The organism is Paraburkholderia sp. CI2, assembly GCF_014201055.1.
Taxonomy (GTDB): Bacteria; Pseudomonadota; Gammaproteobacteria; order Burkholderiales; family Burkholderiaceae; genus Paraburkholderia; species Paraburkholderia tuberum.
Genome location: NZ_JACHDL010000028.1, coordinates 16768 through 32391 on the forward strand (window position 1 = coordinate 16768; position 15624 = coordinate 32391).

A 15624-nucleotide genomic window follows, 5' to 3' on the forward strand; every position below is an offset into this window, starting at 1 on the left:
CGACAGCCGCGCCGGTCGACTTTATAGCGGTGGACGCTCCAGTTGGACCCACTGCTGCACGCTGGCGCGTTGCCATTGTTGCGTGGCGTACTCCATGAGCTTGTGCGGAACGGAATCGCCATTCAGCACGAGGCGATTGAGCATCAATGCGAGGTCCGTATCGGCGATGCACCACTTGCCGAACAGATTTGGCGAATTGGCCGGAAGCAATGCATCGGCGGCGGCGAAGAGTTTTTGTGCCGCTTCTTGTGCGCTGGCGGAAAGCGGGCCGCCGCGCGATCCGTAGAAAATGACTTCGGTGGAGCGCTCCTCGCGAACCGGCAGCAGATCGCTGCGCAGCCAGGCCTGCAGCTGGCGCGCTCGCGCGCGCAGACGCCGATCTTGAGGATAGACCGGGGTGTCCGGAAAAGTCTCTTCGAGGTACTCGGTGATCGCCGACGACTCGGATAACGCAAAGTCTTCGTGTATCAGGGTCGGCACGCGCCGCGTCAATGAGCGGGCCGCATAGTCGGTGGCGTGATTCGCCTTGTTCGCGAGATCGACGGTCGAAAGGTCGAACGGCAAGCGCTTCTCGCGAAGCGTCACGAAGACGGACATCGCGTAGGGGCTGGCGAATTGGGCGTCGGTGTAGAGGTGGAAGGGCGGGTGTGCCACAGGGGCTCCGTTTTCGTTAGTCATCGATGTCGAGCTTCGAATACCAGCTGCTCGTCGCGCGCCGTGCAGCCTTTCACCAGTGCGGATTGGCCATCTCGCAGGCGAGCAGGCAGCCTAACGCCGACACGGTGCCGACCGCGCCGAGACCAAATCCTACGGCAAGGTTCTCCGCCGTCGTTGCGCAACCCTGCAGCAGCGTTATCGACGTCAGCAGCGACGCGAGAAAAAGACGATACCGAACTCGCGAAGAAGATGTGCGTCGTGGTGACATGATATGTTCGCCGTGAAGGGCGCTCTTTCAGCGCATCAGCGTACGAGCATAGCGGCCCATCATTCGTCGCATTCACCCGAGTAGCGGGCGACGAGCGTCAGACCTTACGAGCTCTTGCGAGGCGCCGGGCCGCGCTCGAATCGGTCGCCGGGCAGCGATACGGGGAGAACGCCTCGTCGGTTTTTCGACCGGTATTGCAACTGCAGAACAAAATCACGCGAGGGGCTTCAAAAAAATAATCAGGCTGATACAATGGCGCCCCTCTGCCCAGGTGGCGAAATTGGTAGACGCACTATCTTGAGGGGGTAGCGCCGAAAGGCGTGTGGGTTCAAATCCCGCCCTGGGCACCATTTCGAGTCGTCGATTCGAATCTTCAAGCGCTTCGCGCTTTCTTCAGGCAACGGCGGCCGTATCAGACCATCGCGTTGTCTCCGCTTCTGCGCTCAGAACTCGTTCCGATAGGCAAATAGCCCCGGAAGCCCGCCGCTCATCACGAATAGAATTTTCTGTCCGGCACTGTACTTCCCGTTGCTCACGTTTTCCACAAGACCCGCAAATGCTTTGCCGCTATACACGGGATCGAGCAACAGACCTTCCGTCGATGCCATCAGCCGAACAGCCGCGCGCATGTTATCGGTTGGAATGCCATAGCCGGGTCCGAGCTGCGCTTCGTCGATCGAGATGGCGTCATCACTCACGCTTAGGCCCGGATCGATCAGCCTGACCGTCTGATTCGCCTTATCCAAAGTAACCGTGCGCGCGTGGCCAGCATTCCCATACACCGTGAATGCGGCAACACGCGACGGATCCAGGCCCAGCGCAACAAAACCCGCGACCAGCCCCGCATGCATGCCGCCGCTTCCATTCGGCACCACGACGCGATCGAAGGCCACGTTTTGCGCTTGCGATTGCGCGACGATTTCAGCTGCGCAGTCCGCGTAGCCGAGACAACCGACCGGGCTCGAACCGCCCAACGGACACACATAGACGTTACGGCCCTGCGCTCGCAACTCGTTCGCGCGTTCCTCGGCGAATTGCAATGCGTTGGCCGTGCCGGGAAGATCATGCACGCGTGCATCGAATAGCGCATCGAGCAGCACGTTGCCGTTCTCCATGTAGTCGTGGTCGAAACGTGGCACGGTTCTCGTCAGCACCAGCTCGCATCGAAGTCCGACGCGAGCCGCCGCGGCCGCCGTGAGGCGCGCATGATTCGATTGCCGCGCGCCGACGGTAACGATGGTGTCCGCGCCGCGCGCGAGCGCTTCGCCAATCAGGAATTCGAGCTTGCGCAGCTTGTTGCCGCCGCCACCTAGTCCCGTCAGATCTTCTCTTTTGACGTAGATGTCCGCCCCGCCGAGGCGAGCGCTCAGACGCGCAAGGTGCTGAATTGGCGTCGGGCCTTCGAGAAGCGCATGGCGCGGAAACTTTGATAAATCGAGGCGGTGCGATGAGGCGGAGTTCATGGTCGTGTGCGCGCGATTGAGTTGAAAGAGCCGTTTCCATTCATTTGACTGACGCAAAGTTCTCTTTGACTCGAGTGCTCAATGCGTCAACGTCCGTATCCCAGCCAGTAATTTATCAACTTCGGCGTCGGTGGTCAGATAGCTGACCGATGCGCGCGCGATCTGTGTCAGCCCTCTGCTGTTCATATCGAACGGCGTGTACGCGACGCCATTCGAGCCGATCGTGATGCCCTGTGCCGCCAACGCGCCTCGCACCGACAAGGCATCGAGTCCGGCGACGTTGAACGACACCAGACCGGATCGCTCGACACCCTGGTCGAGCACCCACACGCCCTCCATCGCGGCCAACCGCTCGCGCAATGTCTGCGCGGTCCGATCGATCTGCGCGCGGATGTTGTCGATGCCGATTTCCAGCGCTTCGTCCAATGCATTCGCCAATCCGCAATGCAGTGCAAGCGACGCTTCCGACGATTCGAAACGCACGGCATCGTCGCGCAGTACAGGGTCGCCGTTGGCGTCGAGCGGCGCGGAATACGTGTCGACGAAGGCCGGCGTCAAGCGGGGCAGAAAATCCCGCCGGACGTATAGCAGCCCGGTGCCGCGCGGTCCACGCAGTGCCTTGCGGCCCGCGCCGGCCAGCACATCGCAGCCGACTTCGACGACGTCGATCGGAAGCTGTCCGACTGCTTGCGCCGCATCGATGAAATACGGAATGCCGTGACGGCGTGCTATCTGCCCAATCGCGGCGGCCGGATTGATCAGTCCGCCATTGGCCGGCAGCCACGTCAGCGCAATCAGTCGGACCCGGTCGTCGAGCAGCGCTTCGAGCGCGCGAGGATCGACCCTGCCGCTCTCATCGGAAGGAATCGTCTCTATCGATGCGCCCGCGCGCTGCGCCAGAAGACGCATCGTCGCGAGATTGCCGCCCCATTCGTGCCGCGCAACGAGGATGCGTTGCCCCTCGCGCCACGGACCCAATGCCGCGAAAGCAGCGCCCCAGCCCGGCGAGTTGCCCGTCGTCAACGCGATCTCGGCGGGCTGAGCGTTCAGCAGTCGCGCGGCGAGCGTGCGCGCCCGTTCGGTCTGTTCGCGGGCAGCCGCGCCCGCTTCCATGGGTCCCATCGAGGCTTCGCGCAACAGATGCGCGTGAATCGCTTCGAGCGTGGCGGCCGACGGCAGCGACGCGCCCGCATGATTGAAGTGCGTGGTACTGCGCACACCGGGTGTGCGGGCACGTATTGCGTCGATGACAGCGGGCGACAGCGGAGAAGACATGGCGGCTCCGAGTGTATGAGTTGAATTCAGACGTTCTTCAAGGCGACAACCGCTTCGACTTCGACGGCGACCCCTGCCGGCAGCGACGCAACACCCACCGCGCTGCGCGCGTGACGGCCGGCGTCACCGAAGATCTGCACGATCACGTCCGACGCGCCATTGGCAACCGTGCTTTGAGCACTGAATGCCGGCGTGCTCGCGATGAACACGTTCAGGCGCACGATGCGTGCCACGCGCTCGAGCCGGTCGCCCGTCGCCGCGACGATCTGCGCGACGACACCAACCCTTACCCTCCAGCATCATTCCTGCCACGCTTCTCCTTCCGGATACCAGTACCTGTCCAGCGTCCCTTCCAGCATCTCGATGCTATACCCGGCCCTTTGCGGCGGCATATAGTGCCCGTTGCGGATCGCGACGGGATCCACGAAATGCTCGTGCAAATGATCGACGTATTCGAGCACGCGATTCTCGAGCGACGCCGACACGCAGATATAGTCGAACAGCGAAATATGCTGCACGTACTCGCACAAGCCGACACCACCCGCATGCGGGCACACCGGCACACCGAACTTCGCGGCCATCAGCAGTACGACGATCACTTCGTTGAGTCCGCCGAGCCGGCAACTGTCGATCTGGCAGAAGTCGATGGCTTGCGCCTGCAGCAGTTGCTTGAACATCACGCGATTGTGGCAATGCTCGCCGGTTGCGACGCCAATCGAACCGAGCCGCCGGCGAATCGCCGCATGACCGAGGATGTCGTCGGGACTCGTGGGCTCCTCGATCCACCACGGGTCGAACTCGGCGAGACGGCGCATGTTCGCGATCGCCTCATCGACGTCCCACACCTGGTTCGCGTCCATCATCAGCTTCCGGTTCTCGCCGATCTCTTCGCGCAGAATGCGCGCGCGCCGTACGTCTTCCTCCAGATCGCCGCCGACCTTCTGCTTGAAATGCGTCCATCCCTGCGCGACGCCTTCGCGCGCGAGACGGCGAATCTTGTCGTCGTCGTAACCGAGCCAGCCCGCCGATGTCGTATAGGCCGGATAGCCGTGCGCGAGCATTTCCTTTTCACGCTCGCCCTTGGTCTTCGCATGACGATGCAGCATCGCGAGTGCTTCGTGCGGCGTGATTGCATCAGTCACGTAGCGAAAGTCGAGGCAGCGCACGAGTTCTTCCGGGCTCATGTCGACCAGCAGCTTCCAGACCGGCTTGCCGACGGATTTCGCCCACAGGTCCCACACCGCGTTGACGACCGCCGCGGTGGCAAGATGAATCGCACCTTTGTCCGGGCCGATCCAGCGCAGTTGGCTATCCGAAGTAAATGCGCGCCAGAAAGGGCCCATATTCGCGGCGATATCTTCGAGCTTCTTGCCGACGATCAACGGCGTGAGTGCATTCACGGCGGTCACGCAGATTTCATTGCCGCGGCCAATCGTGAACGTGAGGCCGTGGCCGGTGAGATTCGGCGTGTCGGTTTCGAGCGTGACGTAAGTGGCGGAGTAGTCCGGCGCGGCATTCATCGCGTCGGAGCCGTCCAGCGAACGTGAGGTGGGGAACCGGATGTCCCGAACGGACAGCCTTGTGATCGTTGTCATCTGCGCACCCTCCGGGGCTGTGGCTATCGGTTGTCGTCTGCGGACGCAGACGGATCGGTTTCGTGCGCACGTTCTCTGTGTGCGCGTTCCTGCTGCGCATACGGGTAAGCCCGGAGTTGCCAGATACCAGGCATCCCCAGGTATTTCCAGGCATTTGTACGCGTTGACAACACGGCATTCACTTTCTAGCATGCTAGCATGTCTTCTCGAAATCAAGGCCTTCGTGAATTCCTCGACCGAACTTGAGAATGCCGCCGGGGACCCGTATGTCGCACTGCAAAAAGTCGGCGGCGGCGAGCGCGGCAGCTTGACCGACGCGGTCGAGGCGGCGTTGCGAGAAGCGATCGTTACGTTGGCGTTGGAACCCGGCATGATGATCGACAAGATGGCCGTGTGCAAACGGATGGGCGTGTCGCGCTTTCCGGTGTCATCCGCATTGGCGAGGCTTGCGCATGCGGGTCTCGTCGAGGTTTTGCCGCAACGCGGCACGCGCGTCAAACCGATCGCGCTTGACGACATCCGCCAGCATCTGTTCATCCGCAGCGCACTGGAAGTCGAGACGGTGCGTGGGGTCGCGCTGATGCACGACACGGCGACGCTCGACGCATTGGCAAGCAATCTCGATCAGCAGCGCAGTCTGGCTGGAAGTGGCGAACGTCTGGCGTTTCACGCGCTCGATCTGGCTTTCCATGAAATCCTGCTCGACGCGGTGAAGCTGCCGCGCGTGAAGGAGATCGTCGCGGTGTCGCGCAATGCGCTGGACCGCGCGAGACAATTGCTCGCGAGTCCAGAACGGCTCACGCATACGCTGGAAGAGCACGAGAGCATCTTCAAGGCCCTTTGCGCCGGCGACGGCGATGCGGCCGCGAAAGCGATGCACGATCATCTCGACCAGGTCGTCGCCGAATTGCACCGGTCCGCAAAAGAGCGGCCCGACCTGTTCGCGCCTTGAATGAAAGCTGGAATGAAAGCCGTTGTTCAAGCCGTAAAAAGCTCCACGGTAAAAACGTTGGTGATATAGGCAGCCGTCAACAGATCAGCACATGAACCCACTCATTTCCGTCAGCAATCTTTGCAAGAGCTTTCCGGGCGTAAGAGCGCTTCATGACGTCCGGTTCGAACTCATGGCCGGCGAGGTCCATGCGCTGATGGGCGAGAACGGCGCGGGCAAGTCGACGCTGATGAAAATTCTCGCCGGCGTCTACACGCGCGATTCCGGCGAAATTCTCTTCGACGGCAAGCCCGTCGATTTTCAAGGTCCGCGCGACGCGCAAGCTGTCGGCATCGGCATCATTCATCAGGAACTGCAACTGATGAATCATCTGAGCATCGCGCAGAACATCTTTATCGGCCGTGAGCCGCGCAAGGGTCTGGGTCTCTTTCTCGATGAAGACAAACTGAATGCACAGGCAAGCGAGATCCTCGCCCGCATGCACGTGAAACTCGATCCGCGCACGATGGTCGGCACGTTGACCGTCGCGAGTCAGCAGATGGTCGAGATCGCGAAAGCACTGTCTTTCGATTCGCGCGTGCTGATCATGGACGAACCCACGTCCGCGCTCAACGATGCCGAGATCGCCGAGCTGTTCCGGATCATCCGTCAATTGAGAGAGCGCGGCGTCGGCATCGTCTATATCTCGCACAAGATGGACGAGTTGAAGCAGATCACCGATCGCGTGACCGTGATGCGCGACGGTGAGTATGTGGCCACCGTACCGACCGAGGGCACCGGCGTCGAGACGATCATCGGCATGATGGTCGGACGCACGCTGGGCGACGTGACGCCGGTCGAGAGCGCGCCGGTGAAAGGCGAACTCGCGCTCGAAGTGAGAAATCTCGTCGCGGGTCCGCTCGTGCGCGACGTCAGTTTCGAATTGCGCAAGGGCGAAATACTCGGTTTCGCAGGCTTGATGGGCGCGGGCCGCACGGAGGTCGCGCGCGCGGTGTTCGGCGCCGATCCGGTCGAATCGGGCGAGATACTCGTGAAAGGCGTGAAGGCGTCGATCAAGAGGCCCAGTGATGCGGTCAAGCGCGGCATCGGCTACCTGTCCGAAGATCGCAAGCGCTTCGGTCTCGCTACGGGAATGGATGTCGAATCGAACATCGTGATGGCCGATCTCGGCAAGTTCCTGTCAATCAATATGTTTTTGCGCCGCGGGCAGATTCGCAAAAGAGCGCAGCACTTCATCAAGCTGCTTGCGATTCGCACGCCTTCGGCGACGCAGCAGGTGCGGCTCCTGTCGGGCGGCAATCAACAGAAGATCGTGATCGCGAAATGGCTCGAGCGCGATTGCGACGTACTGTTCTTCGATGAACCGACGCGCGGCATCGACGTCGGCGCGAAAAGCGAAATCTACAAGCTGCTGCGCTCGCTGGCGGCGCAAGGCAAGGCGATCGTGATGATCTCCTCCGAGCTGCCGGAAGTTCTGCGCATGAGCGACCGCATCGTCGTGATGTGCGAAGGCCGCATTACCGGCGAGCTGTCCGCCAGCGAAGCGACGCAGGAGCGCATCATGCATCTCGCGACGCTGCGCGAAACCCTGAAAACGGTACAAGCCTGAAGAGGTCTACGACATGACATTGCGAACGGATACGGCGGCGCTGGACGACGAAAGGCGCACTTCCGGGCTGAAAGCGCGAATTTTCGCGCCGACCGCCGTGCAAAAGATGCTCGCGTTCGCGAGCCTCATCCTGCTGCTGGTGTTCTTCAGTTTCGCGTCGCCGTCCTTCATGCAGATGGACAACATCCTCGGCATTTTTCAGGCGACAGCTGTGAACGGCGTGCTGGCGATTGCCGCCACGTTCGTGATCATTACGGGCGGCATCGATCTGTCGGTCGGTACGTTGATGACATTTACCGCCGTGATTTGCGGAGTGTTTCTCACGTACTGGCATCTGCCGATGTGGATGGGCGTGCTCGCGGCACTCGCGACGGGCGCGGTATGCGGCACGGTATCGGGCACGCTGACCGCCAAAATGAAGATCCCGCCATTCATCGCGACGCTCGGCATGATGATGCTGCTCAAAGGTCTTTCACTCGTCGTGTCGGCGGACAAGCCGATCTATTTCACCGATACCGAGAACTTCTACCGTATTTCCCAGGATTCGCTGATCGGCTATTTCCTGCCGAGCGTGCCGATTCCGAATGCGGTACTGATCCTGTTCGTTCTCGCGATCGTCAGTTCTATTACGCTCAATCGCACCGCGCTCGGCCGCTATACGTTCGCACTCGGCAGCAATGAAGAAGCGGTGCGGCTCTCGGGCGTCAATGTCGATCGCTGGAAGATCGCGATTTACGGCGTGGGCGGCGCTATCTGCGGCATCGCGGGTCTGCTGATCGCGTCGCGGCTCAATTCGGCGCAGCCGGCGCTCGGTCAAGGCTACGAGCTCGATGCGATCGCGGCGGTCGTGATCGGCGGCACGTCGTTGAGCGGCGGTTCGGGAACGATACTCGGCACCATCATCGGCGCTTTCATCATGAGCGTGCTGACCAACGGACTGCGCATCATGTCGGTCGCGCAGGAGTGGCAGATCGTCGTGACCGGTTTGATCATCATTCTGGCGGTGTATGCGGACATCCTGCGGCGCAGCCGGAGAAGTTGACGCAGGAGCAAGGCAGCAGCAAATAAGCAGGGAACGCAGGAGCACGAGAGAGAGGGCACGTGAAGGCTTTCTCGAAAGCTCGATAGCGGCTTGATAGCCCAACCATTGGAGGAGGCCCCATGTTGAAGAGAAGACTGATCGGTATTGTGGTCGGTGTCGGTGCGCTCGTCGGCGGAAGTAGTCTCGCGTATGCGGACGAGCCGTATATTCCGCTTATTTCGAAAGGCTTCCAGCATCAGTTCTGGCAAGCCGTCAAATCGGGCGCCGAGCAGTCCGCGAAAGCGAACAACGTCAGGATCACGTTCGAGGGACCGGAAACGGAAGCGATGGTCGATAAGCAGATCGACATGCTGTCGGCCGCGCTCGCGAAGAAGCCGCAGGCGCTCGGCATCGCGGCGCTCGACAGTAAGGCGGCCATCCCCTTGCTCAAGCGCGCCCAGAACGACAAGATTCCGGTGATTGCATTCGACTCGGGCGTCGACAGCGATATTCCGTTGACGACCTGCTCGACGGACAACGTCGCCGCCGCCGCGCTCGCCGCCGACAAGATGGCCGCGCTGATCGGCAATTCCGGCGAAGTCGGCGTGATCGTGCACGACCAGACGAGCCGCACCGGTGTCGATCGCCGCGACGGTTTCGTCAATCAGATCAAGTCGAAGCATCCGAACATCAAGATCGTGTCCGTGCAATACGGCGCCGGCGATCACCTGAAGTCCGCGGAAATCGCCAAGACCATGATCCAGGCGAATCCGAACCTGAAAGGTATCTTCGGTGCAAACGAAGGTTCCGCGGAAGGCGCGGCGATCGGCGTCAAGGAATCGGGCAAGAAACTCGTGCTGATCGGCTTCGACTCCGGCAAGGAGCAGAAGGAGAACATCATGTCGGGCTTGATGGCCGGCGCGATTACGCAGAATCCGGTCGGTATCGGCAAATGCACGGTCGACTCAGCGGTCAAGGCGCTGCACGGCGAGAAGCTGCCGAAGAAGATCGACACCGGTTTTTACTGGTACGACAAGACCAACATGAACGATCCGAAGATCGCAGCCGTGCTGTACGACTAAGCGAGGCCGGCGATCGCGACTCGGGAAGCCGAGGCTGCGACAATCATCAAAGAGGGAGAGCCACGATCTTCCTCTTTTTTATTGCCGTTCCGCAACTTCTGAATCGCGCTATACCGAGCGGTCCGTTGCGCCGCAACAACATGTAATCCGAACGCTCGTACTCCGTCGAGCAAGTCGTGATTCGCGCTCATGCAGTGCTTTTGATCCACGGCTGCCGGTCATTTCACGCCATTGCATGCATTAATCTGATACTTTATGTTTATATAATCGCTGCACGAGCCGTCCATTCGCATGCCGATTCGGACCCACCCACCGTCGAATGCGCAGGTCATGGCTTTTACCGAACCAAGGTCTCCATTTTTCAAGTGGGTCGTGTCCTCGGCCCAGAAACTGAGTCCGGACAACCGGCAGATCCTGCTTGCCAACCTGTTCACGCGAACCGCATCGATCGTCTTCGCGTCGATTTGCGAAATCAGCGTTTGCGCAACCGCGTATTATCTTTATCCGATTCCTCTATATGCCGCGTGGGGTATTGCGGTCGTCGCATTGCTGATCGCGCGGCTCACGCTGATCTGGTTATGCCGCACGCGGGCAGCCCTTGGGCTGCCCACGCCGACTTCCGCGTTTATTTTCGCGAGTCTGTTGTGGAGCGCGTTATTCGGGTTTGGCACATTCCTGTGCAATATCAGCGGAAGTCCCACGCTTTTTCTGCTTGGAAACGTCTGTGCGGTCGGTGTGATCGGCGGATTGTCCGGACGCAATGCGGGCACGCCGCGGCTTGCCTTATTGCAGATCGTTTTTATTCTCGGCTTTCTGAGTGTCGGCGCGGCGATGTCGCCGGGCAATGGCAAGCTCGTGCTGCTATTTCAGGCTCCGTTTTGCGCGGCCGGCTTCTTCACGGTCGCGCTGCGCAGTAATCGCGACACCGTTGCGTTGCTGCTCGCGCGGGAAAACAGTCATCGCCTCGCGCGCCAGGATAGCCTCACCGGTTTGCCGAATCGCGCGCGTATCAACGAGCTGCTGATCGAACGCACCGGCGAGAGTTCGACCCGGCAGGGCGAGGCGTTCGCGGTGCTGCTGATCGACCTCGACGGCTTCAAGGCGATCAACGACAGTCTCGGTCATGCCGCCGGCGACCAGATTCTGCAGGAAGCGGCCTCCCGTTTGCGCGATCTGCTGCCGAGCGGCGACCACGTTGGCCGCCTGGCGGGCGACGAGTTCGTCGCGATTTCGGACGACGCCGGGCAGCTTCGCGACGTGCGCGTGCTGGCCGATCGCATCGTCAGAACGCTGGCGCGGCCGTTCGTGTTGAGCGAAGCGCTCGTGCATATCGGCGCGAGCGTCGGCATCGCGCTCTATCCCGAACATGCGAAAACGGGTCCGCAATTGCTGATCTGCGCGGACCGCGCGTTGTACGGCGTCAAGCGCAGCGGCAAGAGCGCGTTCGCGATTTTCGATGCCGAGAAGCACGTATCCGACGAAAGCCTGAGCCTGCTGCGCAGCGACCTCGAAGGCGCGCTGAAGTCGTTCAATGGTTTGCGCATGGAGTATCAGCCGATCATCGATCTGCATACCGGCGCGGTAGCGGGCCGCGAGGCGCTGATTCGCTGGGCCCATCCGACGCGCGGCGAGTTGTCGCCGTCCGCGTTCATTCCGACCGCGGAGCGCACCGGCCTGATCCTCGCATTGGGTGAATGGGTGCTGCTGCAATCGTGCATGGCGGCGTCGGCGTGGCGCGACAAGGTGATCGTCGCGGTCAATGTATCGCCGGTGCAGTTGCGCGAGGAATCGTTCGCATCGACGGTGACGGCAATACTTCGGAAAACGAGGCTGCCGCCGACGCGGCTCAATCTCGAGGTCACGGAAACGGCACTGCTGAACGACGACGAAGTGACTCGCCGCAATATCACCAGATTGCGCGCATTGGGTATCGGGCTGGCGCTCGACGACTTCGGCACCGGCTTTTCGACGATGTCCACGCTCGTGCGCTTCTCGTTCGACAAGCTGAAGATCGACAGTTCGTTCGTCCGCGAGTCCGTGCATCGGCGCGAATCGGCGGCCGTGGTGCGCGGCATCGTCGCGCTGGCGCGCGAGATCGGCATGCCGACCACGGCCGAGGGCATCGAAACCCAGGAGCAGCTCAATTTCGTGCGCGTATGCGGTTGCACGCATGCGCAGGGTTATCTGCTCGGTAAGCCGATGTGCAACGAAGAAATCGAGCAGTGCGAAGCGGTGCTCGACGCGCGTGTCGCCGACAAGGCCGCGCCTGCGGACTTTTGATATCCGTTACCGATGCGATCGAGGTCGTGATGTCGTCTCCCTTGCAATTTCAACTGCGATTCACCGCGTCGATGGAACTCGCCAACTCGCTGCGCGCGGACCCTTCGTGCGCAGCGCATCCAGCGCTTCGTGCCATTTTGCAAACGCATCACGCAACGCTCAAATGCCAGTTCGATGCATTCGCCGACTACGTGAGCGAAGCGGAGAGAATGGGCATCGAGAACTACCCGCTTTATCAATGGACACGGCAAACCATCGAGAACCCGGAGAAGAAAGCGAAGTACCTGCAGTCGTTCACGCTCCATGTGAATGGCGACGAAGTGTATGACAAGGACGTCGCCGATTCTCTCGAGGCCGGCTTGTCGAAGCTGATCGACGCGAACGGTATTGTTCGCGTGTCACGGTACGACACGAATCCCGGGAACAATCCGCAGCCGCCCGCGCGCGTGTGAGGCAGCAGTTTAAATTTCACTCCGAAAGCTTCGTCGTTAAGCGATGTAACATTTGACGACATGCCATAAAGTTCGTGAGACGATGCAGCTTCACTTATTTTTGTGGGAGTGCGACATGGGACTTCTGGACGAAGTGGGCAAGATTGCCGGTGCGGTTGCCGCCGTTGAAGCCGCGGAGAAAGTCGATCCCGAAGCGGGTCTGCTGACCAAAGGCGTGGCCGCTATCGCCGGTTTCGAAGGCGCTGGAAAGCTGGAATCGCTGGTGGAAAAGAAAGAAGAAGAGAAGCAGGACGACGCCGACAACGCTCAAGCCGCGGACGATACAAGCTCCCAGACCTGAACGGACGTCAAGCGGATTGCCGGTTGCATGCGCGCGATCGAATCACGCGCTGCACCGGCAATCTGTTTTTATAAACCTTTCGATATCGAACCCTCCTTCCGCTATTCGCCCGATGTTTCATCGGGCTGTCATCGCCGTCCGGCTACGATCGTCCGTCACTTTCCGTCCGCGCTCGCCCCGCGGGGCGTTGTTTTGCGCTGGCATTCTTCCACCTGAACAACCATACCGGACATGTCGAACAGAAAAATCGTCAAGACAACGCCTGCCGATGAGCACGGCGCATCGATCGTCTCGCGTCGCGGCTTTCTGAAGTTCGCCGGCGCATCGAGTCTCGCGACGGCGGCGGGCGCGCTCGCATCGACCGCGCGCGGCGCCAATAGCGGCACACCCGATGGCACACCCGAACAGATCCATCTGACCTGGGGCAGCGACCCGACGAGCGAAATTACCGTGTCGTGGTCGTCGCTCGCGCCCGCGGTCAATCCGCAGGTGCGCATAAGCGGCGCCAATAACGGGGACCACGCGAAACATACGGTGCACGCGGTGCAAAGCACGTACACCGACGGCATCAACGGCGAGGTCGTATTCAACTATCACGCGCGCGTGCGCGAGTTGAAGGCCGACACGAGCTATCAGTACGAAGTGACGGCCGATAACGACGGCAATGCAGCGCAACCCTTCACCGCGAGTTTTCGTACCGCACCGCGCGGCCGCGCGCCGTTTCGCTGGACGAGCTACGGCGATCTCGCGACGCCGAATACGAACTGGGTGCTGTCGTCGCCGCAAAGCCGCTTCGCGGTGGCGGCCGTCGAGCGCTTTCGGCCGCTCTTCCATCTGCTCAACGGTGACCTCTGCTATGCGAATCTGAATCCGACGCAGCAGCCCGAGGTGTGGCGCGACTTCGGCAACAACGCGCAGACGTCGGCGTCGAACCGGCCGTGGATGCCGTGTCCCGGCAATCACGAACTCGAATTCAACAACGGCGAGCAGGGCCTTGCGTCGTATCTGTCGCGCTACGCGCTGCCCGATAATCACACGCGTTTCCCGGGCCGTTGGTACAGCTTCCGCGTCGGCTCGGTGCTGTTCATTTCGCTCGATGCGGACGACGTCGTCTATCAGGATGCCGCCGCTTTCGTCGCCGGGCCCGCGCCGCTGACGCCGGTCGCGAGTACCGGCAATCCGCCGATTCCGGCGGGCACGTCGCTGTACGTGCGCGGCTATAGCAATGGCGAGCAGACACGCTGGCTCGAAAAAGTGCTGCAGCATGCGTCGCACGATAACGACGTGGACTGGATCATCGTGCAGATGCATCAGGACGCACTCAGCTCGTCGAAGACCGGCAACGGTTCCGACAAGGGCATTCGCGAAGCGTGGCTGCCGCTGTTCGATCGCTATGGCGTGGACCTCGTGCTGTGCGGTCACGATCACGACTACGAGCGCAGCTATCCGGTGCGCGGTTGCAATCACAACAAGGGCGCCGACATCGCGACGGGGCGCCCGGTCGATACGTTGCAGCCCAAGCCGATCATGTCGGCGGTATCGGCGGGTGCATCGACGTTCGATACGAGCCACGGCACGATCCACCTGATTCTCGGCGGAGGCGGCACGAGCGCGCCGCTCGACGTGTATGGCGTCGATGCTGGCACAGGCCTGCCGCAGGCGCGCATCTTCACGAAGCCGAATCGCCCGGTGCCGTCGACGACCGCGGGCACGTTCGTGCGCGCGAGCGCCGACGCGGTCGAAGACGCAATCTGGTCCGCCCAACGCGACACCGGCACCGGCTACGGCATCGCGGTGTTCGACTACGATCCGGGGCAGCCCGGCGGCGACACCACGATCACGATGAACTACTACCACGCGCCGGGCGCGGATCAGATGCCGACACCGGAATACGATCTGTTCGAGACGATCGAATTGAAGAAGAAGCGGCGCGGGTAGAAGGATAGATTTGATTCACTGATCGGCATTCAATTTTCAGGGGCCGCTCATCACGAGCGGCCCTTGTTTTTTCACGGTCACCGCAAAAACAACGCCCCATTCATTTTGTTACACGTCTTACCGCCACGGACTGTCGAGGTTACAAAGCCCTTTCCGAAGCCCCGCTATACTCGGCGCCGTCTCACTAAAACAAAGACCCGATATGTCGAAGAAAATCATCCAGATGGTTGCCGTGGCTGCATTGAGCGCCGCGGCGTCGTTGCCGGCACTCGCCGGTGATATGAACAACATGCTCGGTGGCGCGCTCGGCGGCGTCGCTGGCGCGGCAGTCGGCGGCGCGGTGGGCGGCAGCACCGGCGCGGTGATCGGCGGCGCGGTGGGCGGCGGGGCGGGCGGCGCGGTCACGTCGAATCGTCGCGAACGTACCGGCGCGATCATTGGCGGCGCGCTCGGTGGCGGGGCGGGCACCGCGGCCGGCAACGCGATGGGCGGCCGCACCGGCGGCCTGGTCGGCGCCGCGCTCGGCGGCGGCGCGGGTTCGGCGCTCGGCGGCAACATCTCGCGCTCGAACTCGTATGCCAACGACTACTCCCGCGGCCACCAATCGGGCAAGCACCATCACAAGCATCGTCGTTACGACTGAGACGGCTTGACATCGACAGGGCCGGTCCGCGTCCGCATCACGGACGAAC

At 61.5% G+C, this 15624-nt stretch carries 14 protein-coding genes, 1 tRNA gene and 1 pseudogene; 10 read left to right on the forward strand and 6 right to left on the reverse strand.

All coding sequences use genetic code 11. From position 1 onward, the window contains the following. Positions 1–21: 21 nt before the first annotated feature. Together yfcF and HDG32_RS29620 are read right to left on the reverse strand one after the other, a co-directional pair. Positions 22–678, reverse strand: coding sequence for a glutathione transferase (gene yfcF / locus HDG32_RS29615; RefSeq protein ID WP_184072746.1), 657 nt, complete (start codon positions 676–678; stop codon positions 22–24). A gap of 49 nt (positions 679–727) precedes the next feature. Further along, on the reverse strand, positions 728–925 hold the full coding sequence (locus tag HDG32_RS29620) for a hypothetical protein (RefSeq protein ID WP_184072748.1): 198 nt from the start codon (positions 923–925) through the stop codon (positions 728–730). 265 nt (positions 926–1190) lie between these two features. On the opposite strand from HDG32_RS29620, the gene HDG32_RS29625 reads away from it, so the two are divergent. Beyond that, positions 1191–1275 (forward strand) — tRNA-Leu (locus HDG32_RS29625). Positions 1276–1368: 93 nt separating this feature from the next. Here the strand turns inward: HDG32_RS29625 and HDG32_RS29630 are convergent. The 4 genes and pseudogenes from HDG32_RS29630 to HDG32_RS29645 all read right to left on the reverse strand — a co-directional run bounded on the left by HDG32_RS29630 (position 1369) and on the right by HDG32_RS29645 (position 5258). Beyond that, complete coding sequence (locus HDG32_RS29630; protein WP_184072750.1) at positions 1369–2388, reverse strand: D-cysteine desulfhydrase family protein; 1020 nt, start codon at positions 2386–2388, stop codon at positions 1369–1371. 78 nt (positions 2389–2466) lie between these two features. Beyond that, positions 2467–3663, reverse strand: coding sequence for an aminotransferase class V-fold PLP-dependent enzyme (locus HDG32_RS29635; RefSeq protein ID WP_184072752.1), 1197 nt, complete (start codon positions 3661–3663; stop codon positions 2467–2469). A gap of 26 nt (positions 3664–3689) precedes the next feature. Then, positions 3690–3947: pseudogene (locus tag HDG32_RS29640) on the reverse strand (RidA family protein); the annotation flags it as partial. A gap of 15 nt (positions 3948–3962) precedes the next feature. Next, complete coding sequence (locus tag HDG32_RS29645) at positions 3963–5258, reverse strand: L-fuconate dehydratase (protein ID WP_184072754.1); 1296 nt, start codon at positions 5256–5258, stop codon at positions 3963–3965. Between the two features lie 190 nt (positions 5259–5448). Between HDG32_RS29645 and HDG32_RS29650 the strand changes: the two genes are divergently transcribed. From HDG32_RS29650 to HDG32_RS29690, 9 genes are all read left to right on the forward strand, one after another. Then, on the forward strand, positions 5449–6210 hold the full coding sequence (locus tag HDG32_RS29650) for a GntR family transcriptional regulator (RefSeq protein WP_184072756.1): 762 nt from the start codon (positions 5449–5451) through the stop codon (positions 6208–6210). Positions 6211–6301: 91 nt separating this feature from the next. Beyond that, the gene (locus tag HDG32_RS29655) at positions 6302–7819 is read left to right on the forward strand and encodes a sugar ABC transporter ATP-binding protein (RefSeq protein WP_184072758.1); all 1518 of its coding nucleotides are present in this window, start codon (positions 6302–6304) and stop codon (positions 7817–7819) included. Between the two features lie 13 nt (positions 7820–7832). Next, the gene (locus HDG32_RS29660) at positions 7833–8861 is read left to right on the forward strand and encodes an ABC transporter permease (RefSeq protein WP_184072760.1); all 1029 of its coding nucleotides are present in this window, start codon (positions 7833–7835) and stop codon (positions 8859–8861) included. A gap of 119 nt (positions 8862–8980) precedes the next feature. Continuing rightward, on the forward strand, positions 8981–9922 hold the full coding sequence (locus HDG32_RS29665) for an ABC transporter substrate-binding protein (protein ID WP_184072762.1): 942 nt from the start codon (positions 8981–8983) through the stop codon (positions 9920–9922). 330 nt (positions 9923–10252) lie between these two features. Then, positions 10253–12202 carry a bifunctional diguanylate cyclase/phosphodiesterase gene (locus HDG32_RS29670; RefSeq protein ID WP_184072764.1) on the forward strand — a complete coding sequence of 650 codons (1950 nt, stop codon included), beginning with the start codon at positions 10253–10255 and terminating at the stop codon, positions 12200–12202. Positions 12203–12231: 29 nt separating this feature from the next. Next, positions 12232–12654: a hypothetical protein gene (locus tag HDG32_RS29675; RefSeq protein WP_184072766.1), complete on the forward strand. Its 423-nt coding sequence runs from the start codon at positions 12232–12234 to the stop codon at positions 12652–12654. A 115-nt stretch (positions 12655–12769) separates the two neighbouring features. Next, positions 12770–12994 (forward strand): hypothetical protein, encoded by a 225-nt coding sequence (locus HDG32_RS29680; protein ID WP_184072767.1) that lies wholly within the window; start codon positions 12770–12772, stop codon positions 12992–12994. 231 nt (positions 12995–13225) lie between these two features. Beyond that, on the forward strand, positions 13226–14932 hold the full coding sequence (locus HDG32_RS29685; protein WP_184072769.1) for a fibronectin type III domain-containing protein: 1707 nt from the start codon (positions 13226–13228) through the stop codon (positions 14930–14932). 202 nt (positions 14933–15134) lie between these two features. Continuing rightward, a complete protein-coding gene (locus HDG32_RS29690; protein ID WP_090807646.1) occupies positions 15135–15575 on the forward strand; it encodes a hypothetical protein in 441 nt (146 codons plus the stop codon). The last annotated feature ends 49 nt before the right edge of the window (positions 15576–15624 follow it).